The organism is Methanospirillum stamsii, assembly GCF_003173335.1.
Classification (GTDB): Archaea; Halobacteriota; Methanomicrobia; order Methanomicrobiales; family Methanospirillaceae; genus Methanospirillum; species Methanospirillum stamsii.
Genome location: NZ_QGMZ01000018.1, coordinates 143,496 through 158,521, shown reverse-complemented (window position 1 = coordinate 158,521; position 15,026 = coordinate 143,496). Strand labels below are relative to the sequence as shown.

The following is a 15,026-nucleotide window of genomic DNA, read 5'->3' as shown; positions in this document are numbered from 1 at the left end:
TGCAAAAGAAGAACCAAAGAAGGAGGAAAGGCCTGTGGCTAACAAAATAACAGTCGGACATGTACACATGAGTGGGTGTACAGGATGTCTTGTCTCCCTCGCCGACAACTACGAGGGGTTATTCACCATCCTTGACAATTACGCTGACCTCGTATATTGTTTAACTCTTGCCGATGCACGTCATATTCCAAAAATGGATGTTGCACTGGTCGAGGGGTCAGTCTGTCTTCAGGATGAATGTTCTGTAGAAGAGATTAAGGAAACCAGAGAGAGGGCAGCAGTTGTTGTCGCTCTTGGTGGATGTGCTGCATATGGAAACATCACCCGGTTCTGCCGTGGTGGTCAGTGGAACCAGCCACAGCATGAGGGATTTGTTCCAATCGGTGACGTCATCGATGTGGATGTCTATATCCCCGGCTGTGCACCATGCCCGCAACAGATCAGAAATGTCTGTGTCATGGCATACCTGCTCCTGAAAGGAACTCCGGAGCAGCAGGCACTTGCAAAAGCATACCTTGCACCATTAATGGCACTCGCCAGCGAAGGAAGCAAGGCAACCAGCAGCGAGGCCTGTGGCTGTGACATCATGACCAAGGTTATCAACCAGGGTCTTTGTATGGGCTGCGGTACCTGTGCCGCATCCTGTCCGGTCTTTGCCATAACCATGGAAGAAGGAAAACCGAACATCAACCGTGATATGTGTATCAAGTGTGGTGCCTGCTATGCAGCATGTCCACGTGCATTCTTCAGCTTTGATGTTGTGAACCAGTACGAAAACATTCTTGGTATTATAGATGGTGCCATGAACCCGGGAGGGAACTAATCATGGATTATCTTGGCAAATATAAATCCGCAGTCGCTGCCCGCAGCACCTGTTCAGAAGTTCTGGCAGGTTCCCAGGATGGCGGGATTGTCACCTCAATGTTCATCTATGCCCTTGAAGAGGGTATCATTGATGGTGCAATCGTCGCAGGCCAGGGAGAAAAACCATGGCAGCCAAAGCCGATTGTGGCAACCAGTGTTGAAGAGCTTCTGTCTTCACGGGGAACCAGATACAATGTCTGTCCAAACATGTCTGTCCTGAAAGAGTCTGTACGCAAGTACGGTCTTGACAAGGTCGGTATTGTTGGAACTCCCTGTCAGATCCAGGCACTCAGAAAAGCACAACTCTACCCGGTCGGACTTCGTGACGTTTGTGATAAGATTGCTCTTGCAATGGGTATCTTCTGTATGGAGAACTTCTCATACCAGAGCATGACCCAGATTGTGCAGGACCACTGCAATGTCGATCTGCACTCACTCAAGAAGACCGATATCGGAAAAGGAAAGTACTGGGCATACACCAACCGTGGTGCAGTCTCCCAGATTCCGCTCAAACTCACCCACAAGTACGAACAGCCAGGCTGCCATGTCTGTCTTGACTACGTGGCAAACCTTGCTGATATCTCCACCGGTTCAGTCGGATCTCCGGACGGATGGTCTACTGTGTTTATCCGGAACAACAATGGAGAAAATATCTGGAACAAGGCAGTCGCTGCCGGTATCTTTGAGACCAAGCCGATTGAGAGTGTCAAGCCAGGTCTTGAACTCGTCACCAAGCTTGCAACCGAAAAGATCACCAAGAACCAGAAGGAGCTCGAACACCGTGCAACCTTCGGTGTTGGAAAGGGTCTCCGGAACCCCTATATCTAATTTTTTTTACTGTCTGTATATTTGACCGGATATGAAAACTCGATGTGTTTTCATCGAGTTTCGATTCGCAATTCACTGTGTGATGGCATTGTAACCTCGATGTTTTTCTATACCCCTCTCGGAGGTATCATCGCTGGAGCAATCGTCGAAGGATCTAAAAAAGAGCAGTGGAAATCAGAGTCATTATTGCTACCAATCTGGAAGAAAAAACCCTCTTAGCATATGGGACAAAATGGATTATTTGCCCCAACATGGCAGTAATCAAAGACGAAGTACGAAAGTCAGGATCTTGACAAAACTGGTAATAGATACCACCTGCCTGATGCAGACCCAGAAAAACTCAGCTGTATCCGGGGGGTTTCCTGTATGTTACAAATAAGATTTCCCTCGCTAATTAGTATTTTCTGTATGGAAAACTTCCCATATCTGGGTATAAAGCAGATTGTGGAAGACCACTGTACTGTTGATCTCCACACCCTGTAAAAAATGGATATCGGAAAGGTTATACATCAAATTTTATATTGTTTCATCCTTTGGAAAAAGGATCATTTTGGAGGTTTAATATTAAGATCCCTGCAAATCTTGATGATGAGTACATTACTTATTTCATAATGGCGTGGCACTGTTGATCTTCTATTTTCCGTCGGGTTGATAAACCATGAGTGACATGCACCTTCCCGTAAAAGATAGCACCCGTGATCCTGAAGATGTTTAATGAAAAGACGCCTTTTCATGCAGTTATCCTGATTTTCTCTTCCCGATAACCAGACCCTGCTATCTCCAAAGCTTCGTTTTTATTAAATTCCAGAGCCTCGCGAATGGTAATTTTCAGACTCTCTATGAGTTTTTCATAGGTTTCTTCCTGGCAATTTACACCAGGAATTTCTTCAATCCATCCAATCCACCACTCTTCTTCTTTGATAATAACAGCTGTATAGGTGTTTACTGTTTCATTTTCAAACGGACCATTTTCCATTATCCTTCCTCCTTATATTATAGTAATCAATAATAGGTATACTCTATACTTATCTCCTCACGATATCAATATCCCGAAACCGACCTTCGGTAAATAAACCAAATAAGAGTGCAGCAATAATTTCAGGTCAAGTTTTTAGATCATCGATAATTTCATGCAATAATGTATCTTTTTCTTCCTGATGGAGGAAATGAGGTGTTATCAGATCCATGGGTTTTTCCGGCTATTTCGTGTATTAAAATAAAAGAACGAGTCCATAATCAAATTTGTGATCCTTTTTTTTATATGGATTAATTCGAACAACACTGATTTGCTTCAAATTTTCATTGATGAATATCCAAGTTCTAATGGCAGGCCTTATTTAAAAAAAGATTTATGTAATTCATTACGTAAGCGGGAAATCTAATGCATCAATCGGAACTACCGGATCAGGAGAATCTGCGGATAACATAATGGTATTCTCCGCCCATGTCCATTCAGGTTGGCCAGTTTCATCTGTCACATACTTGGTAAGGTTATCCACAGGGTCAACATATGTTCCCACAACGTACGTGTACGTATCACCTTTTTCTTCATGAACCGTTCCATCTCCTCCTGCATTCAGAACATTACCGAGCATAAAATATTCTGGCTGACTAATAAACCTCTTTTCCGCATCATTCCATCCAAACCCGAGAGTATAATAGACCTGGTATGATTTTGATGGGAGTGATAAAACGCCGGTCTCTTTTGGTGAAACATATACAGCAAACGGGATAGGCCAGTTTAATTCTTTAAAAACAACAACCGCTTCTTTTTCATTGTGGGAGTTGTCAAGAGTAACCTTGTTAACTCCATTCTTTGGAACACTCCCGTAAATTTTTGTCAGTTCCTCTCCTAAAACCGGAATTACTACGAGGAGAACTACAAAGGTAAGGGATATGCACATTCGGGTGTTCATAATTGCCTCCTGGTTTACACCATGCCGAGTATTACCAGTATGAGGTAAAATCTTTTTCCAACCTTCAGGTAGGATCGGGTAAAACTGTGATTTTTGAATTAATCCTTCTTATCCCTGCCATCTTTCTCCAGGTTCCCATGTACAAGCCGTGAGACATATTCAGGAGCAATCACGTAGGCTTTCGCAATCAGATCTGCAACGTCATTCTTTCCGATCTTACCCGGAGAAGGTCCAAGTGACCGGATAAGTCCTCCTTTTACCTCTGCCTGCCTGGTCAGATGAATTTCGATGCAATCAAGGGGTTTTCTCATGGAAAAAAACCCGGCTCCTGAAACGACCGGACGGGTAACTTCCGGTATGAGTGGTGTTTCATCAGGCATTTCAGGTTCTGCCATCCCCCTTTCCTGCCTCAGGGCATCCAGAAGGTTATCTTTTCCCATCCCCCTCATTGCAAAGATCAAGAAAGGATCCTTGTCAAACTGTTCAGCCAGAATGTAATGCACCGCTGCGATGTGTTTACAGGGGTTTGCATAATCCGGACACGAACAACTTGTTTTCAGGTCACGACCATCACGTGGAAAGAGGATTGCCCCTGCCTTTTCTACTATCCCCTCGATTTCATGAGGCATTTCTCCGGCAAGCATCTGGGCAGAATAAAGTGCCTGTTCACTAATAGCAGATAGAACATTCTTCCATTCCTTCTCATTCCAGTGGCTGATGCTGATTGATATCTGGTATGGTTTTGAGGCTGATCCCTGGACTGCTGCGGTTACAACTCCACCGGATATATCAAGCCTCATTACCTGCCCTTTTCTGGCATATGTCCTTCCACGTGCCAGGCGGTTGTCCATCCCCATCTGATGAAGAGCATCAATAAACCGTTTTGACCACCACTGTTCTCCGATAGCCCCCCTTTTGCTTGCAGTCTTAATTCCATCTTTTACCGGACGTGGACTGCTCTTTGGAAAATACCAATAACTCATGATTCACCCCCGATTAGTTCTCCCCTTAAACTCATGAGATCCCGGAGTTCATCGGTTGAAAGCGAGGTAATCCAGTCTTCTCCGGTACCGATGATACTTCCGGCGAGTTTTCTTTTCTCATTAATCAGCAGGTCAATACGCTCTTCGATGGTACCGGCACTGATGAGCAGGTGAACTGATACATTTTTCTTCTGACCGATACGATATGCCCGGTCTGTAGCCTGGTCTTCCACCGCCGGATTCCACCACCGGTCAACATGAAACACATGATTTGCACGGGTCAGATTCAGGCCAACCCCACCCGCTTTTAGTGAGAGGACAAAAAGTTTCGGACCATGCGGATGGGCAAACTGCTGCACCATCTCATCCCGTGTCTTCCGGGGAGTTTTGCCGTGGAGAAACAGAACCTCATCATGGAATGTTTTCTGAATAAGGGAGACTAATTTTTCCCCGAATGATGAGAACTGGGTGAATAGAACCGCTGCATCGCCGGCAATGAGAACCTCTTCAAGCAGGGAAAAGAGGAGACTTATCTTTCCTGATCTCTCCGGAACCATCTTTCCGTCGTCGAGAAATGCATCCGGATGATTGCAGATCTGTTTCAGCCTGAGGAGTGCAGTCAGAATCTTCGCCCTTCGTGTAATTCCTTCTGCTTCGTCCACTTCTTTGAGGAGACTTTCCACCATTGCCTGGTACAGGGTTGCCTGCTCGGTGGTGAGCGTGCAGTATCTCCGCATGATATTCTTTTCCGGAAGGTCTGCGATGATTGACTTATCTGTCTTTACACGCCGGAGAATAAATGGCTGAACAAGACGTGACAGACGCTCTGCAGCCTCCTTGTCATGGTATTTTTCAATAAGAGAACTATAGGTCCGTTCAAAGATTTTTTCAGTTCCCAGGTACCCTGGATTTAAAAATTCCATGATAGACCAGAGTTCGGTCAGGCGGTTTTCAACCGGTGTTCCGGTAAGAGCAATTCTGCGGTCTCCCCGAAGTGAACGAATAGCTTTTGTCTGCCTTGTTTCGGAATTTTTTATGTTCTGTGCTTCATCCAGAACAATCATGTTCCAGGTACATGACTCAAAAAGGGCCTGGTCCCGGTACGCCATCTGGTACGTTGAGAGCACAATATCACTGGCTTTTGCAGCACTGATGAAGTCATCACCGGTTTTTCTTCCCGGACCATGATGAACATGAATCAAAAGAGAGGGAGCAAACCGGCTGATCTCCCGCTGCCAGTTTCCAATCAGTGACATTGGGCAGATAAGCAGGCTGGTTCCGGTCATTCCTTCTTTTTTACATGCAAGAAGATATGCAATGTACTGGACTGTTTTTCCAAGACCCATATCATCAGCAAGACATGCTCCAAGCCCATATCCGGTAACAAAGGAGAGCCAGGAGAGCCCTTTCTGCTGGTATGGACGAAGTACCCCGGTAAAGGTTTTTGGAACGGTGATGGACGTTAGAGTACGCTTTTCATCGCCAAGGAACTGTGAAAAGAGTTTTTTTGTCTCCCGGTCAGTTCCGGTGACTTCAACAGGTAAACCCTGCTCATCCTGACCAGAAAGACCAAGCCGGAGTGCCTCCATTCCGTTCATTTCTCCATCCGGATATGTCCGTTCAAAAGTGCTGATGGCCTTTTTAATTTCATCAGGACTAAATGAAACCCACTTTCCCCCTATCCGGACCAGCGGCATCTTCAGATCAACGAGTTTATAAAATTCCTCGCTGCTTATTATGACGTCACCGACTGATATCTCCCATGAATAGGAGAGCAGAGCATCGGGAGTGAAAAATCCCATCCCCTTTTTCCATTTCTTTTTCTCTTTCGGTTTTACCAGTACCTTCAATACAGGTCGTTTTGAGGTATCTTTCCACCAGGAAGGGAGAAGAACAGGGATATTTTGTTGCCGTAATAGCGGGACTGCCTCGTGCAAAAACGGAAAGACCAGATCACCTGCAAGAACCATGCCTGAAGGTGCTTTTTTCCGGAGGGCGTTTTTGATGGGTTCAAATATATTTCCTGCACAAAAGAGATCTGACAGCATCTGTTCTGACGGCCGGTCAAACCGACGATTCAGATAGGTAAAACTGGCAGTTTTTTTCTTCCAGATCTCCTCTGCGGGAATGAGAAGAGACGGATCCTCACCATCCCGGATTAAAAACTGAACCTGAAAATCAGAGGTTCCTTCTGAGGGTTCAAGTAGTCGCAGACAGGTGTAAAATTTCCGGGATCCTGAACTTTTCAGGGGCTGTGATATCCAGGTTGTGATTTCCTTTGCATTTTTTGGGTCAGGGATGAGAGGATCAGCAGGTAATTCCTGTTGCCAGAGCGAAAGAACCCAGTTGGCCAGATAATTTTTGCCCGGTTTTGCGCGTCCACGGACAGGAGAAGGACTATTACTCAGGGCTTTCTTTACGATTCCATTGATACTGTCATTGATAAAAGATATGAGTATCGTATCCGGGTTTATGGTCTTTTTAGCGAATGCAAAACAGATTCCGGGCATCGCTTCAACAAGAGAGGAAAGTCGTTCTCTTTCATCCGGCCCAAAAAACCCGCACCATCTTCCGGTAGGACCGGAATCATCAATTTCCGGAAGGAAGAGTTCACGAGAGACAAATTCAAGGGCTAATGAATACAAAGTCTGGTAAAAACGGATACTGTCAGATAATATGATGCCATTATGGTCAAAACGTTCAGAATTATCGAGAATCGAAGAGAGGAGATCTATCGGAACGACCAGTGCCGGATACTGGAATGGAGCATAGGTGATATCCCCTTCGAGAAGCGGATCGTCCGGTGAAAGGGGATTATTACCTGAAACGGGAAGAGATAGTGAAATCACGGAGACTTGAGGAGTTGCGGGTTTATCAGAACCATAGACGAAATTATGTAGTTCATCAACGGTGATGCCATTCGGATGAGTGGGTTCCGGACTGGTTTTGGGTTTTCTTCCTCGTTTTTTAGGAGTTGTCCGGGAATAATCTTCTCCAAAGAAAAGGAGGTTTTCCGGGACTATTGGATCATACACTGCGTGAAGATATTTCATTGCGACCACATGGACAATATTTCGTTAAATGGTATACCTGTGATATCAAAAACCCAGGGTATTTTATCCGACCGGATCTGAAAATCCGGATATTTCACATGCCCCAGACGGTGACCAGGAACATAACCGGATGATCTTCTGTTCCGGAATATACTTCCTCCGTATTGAATATCTTCTCATCCCAGGGTTTTTCCGGGGTCCGGTCAAAGATGACCAGGTGGGATTCAGTTGCGCTGCACGTGTCTGCATACCGGTACGTCTGGGAAAGACCATCTCGAATGGTTTTTTCATATGAATGATGAAGGACTTTGCATTCAATAACGATCCGCTGGGTTTCACCAGACTGAACCGACCAGATAATAAGAAGGTCAAGTCTGCCCCGCCCAAGACCATATTCACGCTCAATTCTTCCACCTCCATTAACTACCCGCTGCAAAAAAGCCATGAGCAGGAGCTGGGGGCCGGCCTCACGATACTGGGCAATCTCAAGCCAGCTTCCGGAATTTTCGCGGTAAAACTGCTGGAACTCTGTAAACAGGTACCGGGTGTCAAGTCTGCCGTCAGGCCGGATAAAAGGTGCACGAGGAATAGTTGCTTCAAGATTATAACTTGTAATTGTCGTTAACTGACGAGGGATGACCTCACGATAGATTGAATTTGCAATCTGAAGACCATCCGGTCCACGGGTTACAAGACCTAAGTCCATCACATATGAGAGATCATCATCGTTGATGGTGGAGTCAACCGATGTTCCTTCAATCATTGGCTCTACGATCCGCCTTACACGCTCTTCCCGGAGTTTGTCAGCAAGCTGATCAAGGTGAGTTTCGTGACGAAGAATCAGCCGGGTTTTTGCTTCTTCTATCATTCCGGGAGATATTGAAACAGAACGGTTCTTCCCGGTTTCCATTTTAAAACAGACCTCGTATCCAAGGGCGTTGACTAGCCAGGGTTGACCCTGTGAATTTTCCCAGATTTTTTCAAGTGCTTCCGGTTCAAATTTCTGTCCGGTCTCTTCAGTATGTTGCAGACAAAGGGATTTGACTTCTATTTTGGAAAAATTGCCCAGGCGAAGCGATTCTGCTTTGATATTGAACGCACTGCCTCCGGTGATGATGGATTTTTCCTGGTCTGAATAAATCCGATAGTCACGAACGTCCCGGACTCCACAAAGGATTATAGATGAAGGAAAGTTTGCCGGTCTGCGAGAATATCCTGAACGAAGCTGGCGGAGAAGAGAGATGAGAGTATCTCCAATCAGTGCATCTACCTCATCAATGATGAGCACGATTGGTAATTGTTCATGGCTGGACCATCGACTTAGGACTTCCTCAAGTGCATTATAGGCCCCTCTTTCCTGCAGTATTTCATTATCATGATCAAGGACGAACTGATTACCTAAAAAGTCACGGGCATATATTCCAATTGAACTCATAACTGAACGTATTCCACCAGTTACATCTTCACGTGCAGCCTGGGCACTTTCAATATTTGTGTATAATGACAGGTATTCCCCGGTATCATTCAGATACTGCATCAGGGCAAGCATACATGAGGTCTTTCCGGTCTGCCGGGGAGCATGAAGAACAAAATATTTTTTCTGTCTGATAAGGGAGAAGATTTCCTCAAGATCAAACCGGGATAGGGGATCAAGACAGTAATGATCTGCTGGATTGACCGGACCGGCAGTATTGAAAAACCTCATGATTGTACTTAACGACAGATACCGGAATAATGTTTTTCAAAAAGGGATTTTCACATACCCCAGACTGTAACAGGGAAAGTCACCGGATGATCCTCTGTTCCGGAATATACCTCCTCCCGGCTGAATATCTTCTCATCCCAGGATTTTCCCGGAGTCCGGTCAAAGATGACCAGGTGGGATTCAGTTGCACTGCACGTGTCTGCATACCGGTACGTCTGGGAAAGACCATCTCGAATGGTTTTTTCAAGTGAATGATGAAGGACTTTGCATTCAATAACGATCCGCTGGGTTTCACCAGACTGTACCGGCCAGATAATAAGAAGGTCAAGTCTACCCCGACCAAGACCATATTCACGCTCAATTCTTCCACCTCCATTGACTACCCGCTGCAGGAAAGCCATAAGCAGGAGTTGGGGGCCGGCCTCACGATACTGGGCAATCTCAAGCCAGCTTCCGGAATTTTCGCGGTAAAACTGCTGGAACTCGGTAAACAGATACCGGGTGTCAAGTCTGCCGTCAGGCCGGATAAAAGGTGCACGAGGAATGGTTGCTTCAAGATTATAACTTGTAATTGTCGTCAACTGACGGGGAATGACCTCACGGTAGATAGGGTTTGCAATCTGCAGACCGTCCGGTCCACGGGTTACAAGGCCAAGATCCATGACATATGAGAGATCATCATCGTTAATGGTGGAGTCAACCGATGTGCCTTCAATCATTGGTTCCACAATCCGACGTACCCGTTCTTCCCGGAGTTTGTCAGCAAGCTGGTCAAGGTGAGTTTCATGACGAAGAATCAGCCGGGATTTTGCTTCTTCTATCATTCCGGGAGATATTGGAACAGAACGATTCTTCCCGGCATCCATTTTAAAACAGACCTCGTATCCAAGGGCGTTGACTAGCCAGGGTTGACCCTGTGAATTTTCCCAGATTTTTTCAAGTGCTTCCAGTTCAAATTGCTGGCCGGTCTCTTCAGTATGTTGCAGACAAAGGCTTTTGGCCTCTCCTTTGGAAAAATTACCCAGACGGAGCGATTCTGCTTTGATATTGAACGCACTGCCACCAGTGATGATGGATTTTTCCTGGTCAGAATAAATCCGGTAGTCACGAACGTCCCGAACTCCACAGAGAATAATTGACTGGGGAAACCGATCTGGTCTTCGATCGTAAGAACCCCTTATCTGCCGAAGAACAGAAATCAGAGTGTCACCTACCAGAGAATCGATCTCATCCAGAAGGATTACCACAGGCAGGGTTGATGCAATGCTTAAACGACTAAAAACAGTACTTAAAACGCTCAGTTCATTATATTGATCCCATAATCCATCAATTAGAACTCGGGGGTCAGGAATAATGTGGTTGCTGGCACACCTATCAAATATTTCATCAATGATAGCATGGATTCCCTGTGCAATATTTTCACGTGCAGGTTGTGCACGCTCTACATTCATATATAGTGCCTTAAATTCCGATCCGGCATTCAGATACTCCTGTAAGGCAAGTAATGATGAGGTTTTACCGGTCTGCCGGGGAGCGTGGAGGACAAAATATTTTTTCTGTTGTATCAGGTTCAGAATTTCTTCAAGATCAAACCGGGAGAGAGGATCCAGATAGTAATGATCTGTTGGATTGACCGGACCGGCAGTATTGAAAAACCTCATGATTGTACTTAATGACAGATACATGAATAATTATTTGTCTTTTCTTTTCCGTATTGATAAAACGAATAAGAATTAAAAAATAGGTGAAATCAGGTTATCTCATATGACTCTGCTCGGCCAATAAAAAACACCTGATCCGGACGCAATTCAAGTTCCATCTTCTGGTTTTCCATAGGAGTGAGGCCGATTATTGTTATTTTTTCACGCCAGCTGACGGGGATTTCCTTTCCGTCCCAAATGAGGGAAACGTCTGATTCCCGTTCAGGGTTCAGGGTAAGCGTTAGTGTGGTATGATACCCGGATTCGGATGATGATTCCAGATAACTGCACTCACCTGAATCAATAAGTGTTTTATCCATCATGAAGGAGACATTCGAGAGATTTTGTGCATGGAGGTCTCCGGCGATTGAGATATGTGATGAGTTCGACGGGGCGAAATACGAAATTTCATCGATACTGCCATCTTTCATTGAATACGTAGTGCCGTTCACGATGATAGACCCATCATCCCCATCCTGTTGCCACCGTATCTTCCCTCCTGCATTGATGTGCCCTGTCCGGGATGTAATGAGTGATACTTCATGATACTGGTCCGGGTAGGTCTCAAGAATCCCGAAGTTTTGTTGGTGCATATCTTCTGGATTATATAGCCGGAGTGATCCTGATACATTGGGGAGTATGGTGTTATCCGGATTTGTTATCTCAAAAATTTTTGAGGGAGGGTAGAAAACCCTGACCCGGTATGTTCCACCGGTATCTGTAATGGTAAAGTGGTAGGTCCCAAGGGTATCAGTTGACCTGGTTTCTACCGGGACCCACCCGTTGTCCTGCTTTTTCTCAAGAATTACATGCCATCCGGTCAGGTTCTGTTCTGTATCTTCCCGGATACCATTCCTGTTGTCATCACTCCAGAGATATCCGGATATAATCCCATAGCTTTTCGCTGTTACCTGTCCGGTGGTGATGAATTGCTGATGATACCGGTTTTCGACCGTGAGGGTTACATAATATGTTCCGCTTTTTTGATAGGTATGGGTACTGTTGCGGTTTTCCGGGCTGCCTGTTTCATAGACCGCCCCGTCACCAAATGTCCACCTCCATGAGGATATTTCAGAAAAGGGGGATGAAAGGTCTGTGCAGGATATAGTCAGCGGAACATTGCCCTGAACCGGATTGATGAGAATGTTTGGAGTGAGGTTTGCATAGACCGGATGAATGGTCCGGACCAGTGAGTCAGTATCTCCGCAGTCATTCCGGACGGTGAGGTTTACGGCATACGATCCAAGTCTGGGGTATTCATGGACAGGAGTTTTTTCTGCTGAAATGGTATTATCACCAAAATCCCAGTTGACTGAGGAAGGGGAGAGTAATGTGTCTGTTTTATCGATGAACTGTACCATGTACGGGTCAATGCTCACGATCTGGTACTCGAAGAGAGGTGTTGGTTTTGTGCAGTGTTTATTCAGGACTGGTTCCGGTGCGAGCGTCTCATTTTTGCCGGTATCTGCTGATGCCATGATAGCATAGGGATCAATATTTGAGGGTTCATCGGGTGTAATCAAAGGTTCATAAGTCCTTTCATGAAATTCAGACAGATTTGCCGGAATTAATTCTTTTGATCCGGATAAATTTAAGAGGTGAAAGATGGGAAAAGCGACGATGAGTATTGCGATAAGGGTAATTATGAAGTGAATTCGTTTCACTCCAAGGAACTGGAGGTATTTCATGAGAGCGGTGATTAGAAAGAAGAAGATGAATATGATTCCACAGATTCCAATTATCTCATGAGTTGGAGAGGGGACGATAATACCGGCTAAAGGAGTGAGGAAATATATCCCAAGCAGGATAAATCCAATGAGCAGGCAGGTGTATTCAGTTGTTCCAATATTAAATTCAGATAATGTCCTGCGGATTTGTTTTAAAATAGAGGTTTTTGGTTCTTCAGGCTTTGTTGGTCGGATTTTTTCAGTTGTTTTTTTAAGATTTTTTAAGTAGACCGGATTGTCCGGGTCAAATTTCATTGCATTGATAAAACAGGTCCGTGCTTTTTGGTAGTCCTCCATCTTTGAAAGACAAATACCGAGAGCATTCCAGGCTTTTGGATTTGTTTTGTCAAAGTCTAATAATTTAACAAATTTTTCAGCCGCTTTTTCATACTCACCTTCTTTATAAAGATTGATTCCGGCATCGTACAGATCTGTTATGATTTTCACCTCAGGGAGTGTGATATTTATTGCGATAATGACAGGATAATTAGGATAAGAGGGGAGTTTGCAGATATATTAAAGATAGTATTTGCACATGAGATAATATAAACCATAGGAAATATCACATCAGGTTTAGGCAGGGAATTTTGTGGAGCAGTAAATGGTTTTTCAGATGATGAGGAGAAATATGGCATGTAATCTAATGGTAAGCACTAAGTTTGCGATAAAAACTGAAAAATATTGGTAAAAAATGCCATATTTGGAGAATAATAAGTATCCAAAATTCCATGCCCTCGTCTTACCGGACCAGCCATATTCTGAAAATAACTGAAAATATCCAGATATTAATACCAAATCTCTGGGTCCTGACCTCATTCAATACTCAAAATTCTCCTTTTTTCCGAGAGCAACTACACAAATGATTAACCGATTCTGAATAATTCGAAATGTAACCCTGTATTCGCCAATCCTCATCCTATATCTTGGTTTATCCGGAGGACAACCTCGGACCTTTTTAACATCCTGATGATAGAAAGGGACTTGAGAGAAATTATTCAAAGCTTTTTCAATTCTTATCCGAATATGTTGAGGTAATGTGACAAACGTTTTTTCAGCCCTGTGAGTGAATTGAACCCTATATCCCATCATTTCTCCAAAGATTGGATTTCCTTGTCATCTCCAAGATCCTTCATGATCTCAAACATATCACGTACCTTTCCGGTTTTTATGTCCTGTTCACTGGCCCGTATTTCTTCTAGTTCCTTAACCGAAAGTGATTCGTCATCATATGCCGCATCCGCTAATCTATTAATTAATTCGTCATATGTTTCCCTGGGATGAATTTTCAGTCCGTTTAATTTCTCTTTGGTTTCAGTTCCTACCTGAATTGTTGTAGTACCCATATCTCACTATAGTGGACCATAGCAGATTATAGTTTTGATTGTGAACTATTTTTCACTTTGAATTCATTATTCGTGATGAGAATGAAATGGTATTCATTCGTGAAATCCCGGTATAAGTGTGTGAACGGCGTCATGAAGGTTATTTTAATCAAGAGATATCCAGAAAAATAGATTATTTCATAGAAGAAACAAAGTAATGGTTATGGTCCAAATATCAGAGAATATCCTGAGTCGTTCGGATTTATTGGATCAACTTCGAAAAGAAGCTCCAAAAATCAAAAAACAATATGGAATATCAAGACTTGGATTATTTGGCTCCTTTGCACGTGATGAAGCAGGACCCACGAGTGATATTGATCTATTGGTATCATTTGAAGAAGGAAGGGAATGGTTCAGGCCCTTTATACATTGAATTTTTTATCTGGAAGAAATATTTGGGAGAAAAGTCGAGTTAATTACCGAACATTCACTTGATCAAAGAATCCGGCCGGATATTGAATGTGAGGTCATCTGGTTATGAAAAGAGATACCGTGTTCATTGATCACATTATTCATGAAATAGAGTATATCAGAGAAAAATGTAATACAAAAACACAGGATGATCTCAATGAAAATGAAGACCTCCAGCACATGGTTTCCAGAGCCTTATAAATTATAGGAGAAGCTTCCAGAAATATTTCCCAGGAAACGAAAGACAAGTATCCGGATATTCCATGGAAAGAGATAGTGGGGGTTCGAGACAGGATTATCCACGGTTATTTTTCCATCAATTGGGTAATAGTCTGGGATATAATTTCCAATGAATTAGATCCACTGAAGGCCCAGTTGTATAGGGTTCTTTGTGATTATTCGAGTCAATAATCCAAGTCGTGACTATTTTAGATTATTATATTTCCAGTGACAGTAC

The 15,026-nt window shown here is 44.0% G+C and carries 15 protein-coding genes; 5 read left to right on the top strand and 10 right to left on the bottom strand.

Annotated elements, in window-relative coordinates:
* Window positions 1–34: 34 nt before the first annotated feature.
* The 3 genes from frhG to DLD82_RS18575 are packed head-to-tail and all read left to right on the top strand — an operon-like array spanning window position 35 to window position 1,911.
* Entirely contained in the window at window positions 35–823 is a 789-nt protein-coding gene (gene frhG / locus DLD82_RS09750) for a coenzyme F420 hydrogenase subunit gamma (protein WP_109941069.1), read from the top strand.
* Between the two features lie 2 nt (window positions 824–825).
* Window positions 826–1,692: a coenzyme F420 hydrogenase subunit beta gene (gene frhB / locus DLD82_RS09745; protein WP_109940927.1), complete on the top strand. Its 867-nt coding sequence runs from the start codon at window positions 826–828 to the stop codon at window positions 1,690–1,692.
* Between the two features lie 42 nt (window positions 1,693–1,734).
* Window positions 1,735–1,911 carry a hypothetical protein gene (locus tag DLD82_RS18575; protein ID WP_181391361.1) on the top strand — a complete coding sequence of 59 codons (177 nt, stop codon included), beginning with the start codon at window positions 1,735–1,737 and terminating at the stop codon, window positions 1,909–1,911.
* A gap of 326 nt (window positions 1,912–2,237) precedes the next feature.
* Here the strand turns inward: DLD82_RS18575 and DLD82_RS19580 are convergent, their stop codons facing one another.
* From DLD82_RS19580 to DLD82_RS09690, 10 genes are all read right to left on the bottom strand, one after another.
* Complete coding sequence (locus DLD82_RS19580) at window positions 2,238–2,426, bottom strand: type II toxin-antitoxin system HicA family toxin (RefSeq protein ID WP_109940926.1); 189 nt, start codon at window positions 2,424–2,426, stop codon at window positions 2,238–2,240.
* Window positions 2,423–2,668, bottom strand: a complete 246-nt coding sequence (locus tag DLD82_RS09735; RefSeq protein WP_109940925.1) for a type II toxin-antitoxin system HicB family antitoxin — start codon at window positions 2,666–2,668, stop codon at window positions 2,423–2,425. Before DLD82_RS09735 ends, DLD82_RS19580 begins: the two co-directional genes overlap by 4 nt.
* Window positions 2,669–3,053: 385 nt before the next feature.
* Window positions 3,054–3,608, bottom strand: coding sequence for a hypothetical protein (locus DLD82_RS09730; protein ID WP_109940924.1), 555 nt, complete (start codon window positions 3,606–3,608; stop codon window positions 3,054–3,056).
* 98 nt (window positions 3,609–3,706) lie between these two features.
* Window positions 3,707–4,591, bottom strand: coding sequence for an SWIM zinc finger family protein (locus DLD82_RS09725; RefSeq protein WP_109940923.1), 885 nt, complete (start codon window positions 4,589–4,591; stop codon window positions 3,707–3,709).
* Complete coding sequence (locus DLD82_RS09720) at window positions 4,588–7,644, bottom strand: DEAD/DEAH box helicase (RefSeq protein WP_109940922.1); 3,057 nt, start codon at window positions 7,642–7,644, stop codon at window positions 4,588–4,590. The genes DLD82_RS09725 and DLD82_RS09720 overlap by 4 nt, the downstream gene beginning before the upstream one ends.
* Window positions 7,645–7,738: 94 nt before the next feature.
* Complete coding sequence (locus tag DLD82_RS09715; protein WP_109940921.1) at window positions 7,739–9,349, bottom strand: P-loop NTPase family protein; 1,611 nt, start codon at window positions 9,347–9,349, stop codon at window positions 7,739–7,741.
* A 50-nt stretch (window positions 9,350–9,399) separates the two neighbouring features.
* Window positions 9,400–11,010, bottom strand: coding sequence for an ATP-binding protein (locus DLD82_RS09710; protein WP_109940920.1), 1,611 nt, complete (start codon window positions 11,008–11,010; stop codon window positions 9,400–9,402).
* An 89-nt stretch (window positions 11,011–11,099) separates the two neighbouring features.
* Window positions 11,100–13,223, bottom strand: a complete 2,124-nt coding sequence (locus DLD82_RS09705) for a PKD domain-containing protein (RefSeq protein ID WP_109940919.1) — start codon at window positions 13,221–13,223, stop codon at window positions 11,100–11,102.
* 369 nt (window positions 13,224–13,592) lie between these two features.
* Window positions 13,593–13,862 carry a type II toxin-antitoxin system RelE family toxin gene (locus DLD82_RS19575; RefSeq protein WP_109941068.1) on the bottom strand — a complete coding sequence of 90 codons (270 nt, stop codon included), beginning with the start codon at window positions 13,860–13,862 and terminating at the stop codon, window positions 13,593–13,595.
* On the bottom strand, window positions 13,862–14,119 hold the full coding sequence (locus DLD82_RS09690; RefSeq protein WP_109940917.1) for a DUF7557 family protein: 258 nt from the start codon (window positions 14,117–14,119) through the stop codon (window positions 13,862–13,864). The genes DLD82_RS19575 and DLD82_RS09690 overlap by 1 nt, the downstream gene beginning before the upstream one ends.
* A gap of 196 nt (window positions 14,120–14,315) precedes the next feature.
* Here DLD82_RS09690 and DLD82_RS09685 point away from each other — a divergent pair, with 196 nt between their 5' ends.
* On the top strand, window positions 14,316–14,531 hold the full coding sequence (locus tag DLD82_RS09685) for a nucleotidyltransferase family protein (RefSeq protein WP_219968326.1): 216 nt from the start codon (window positions 14,316–14,318) through the stop codon (window positions 14,529–14,531).
* Between the two features lie 239 nt (window positions 14,532–14,770).
* Window positions 14,771–14,980, top strand: coding sequence for a HepT-like ribonuclease domain-containing protein (locus DLD82_RS19570; protein ID WP_219968340.1), 210 nt, complete (start codon window positions 14,771–14,773; stop codon window positions 14,978–14,980).
* Window positions 14,981–15,026: the final 46 nt, after the last annotated feature.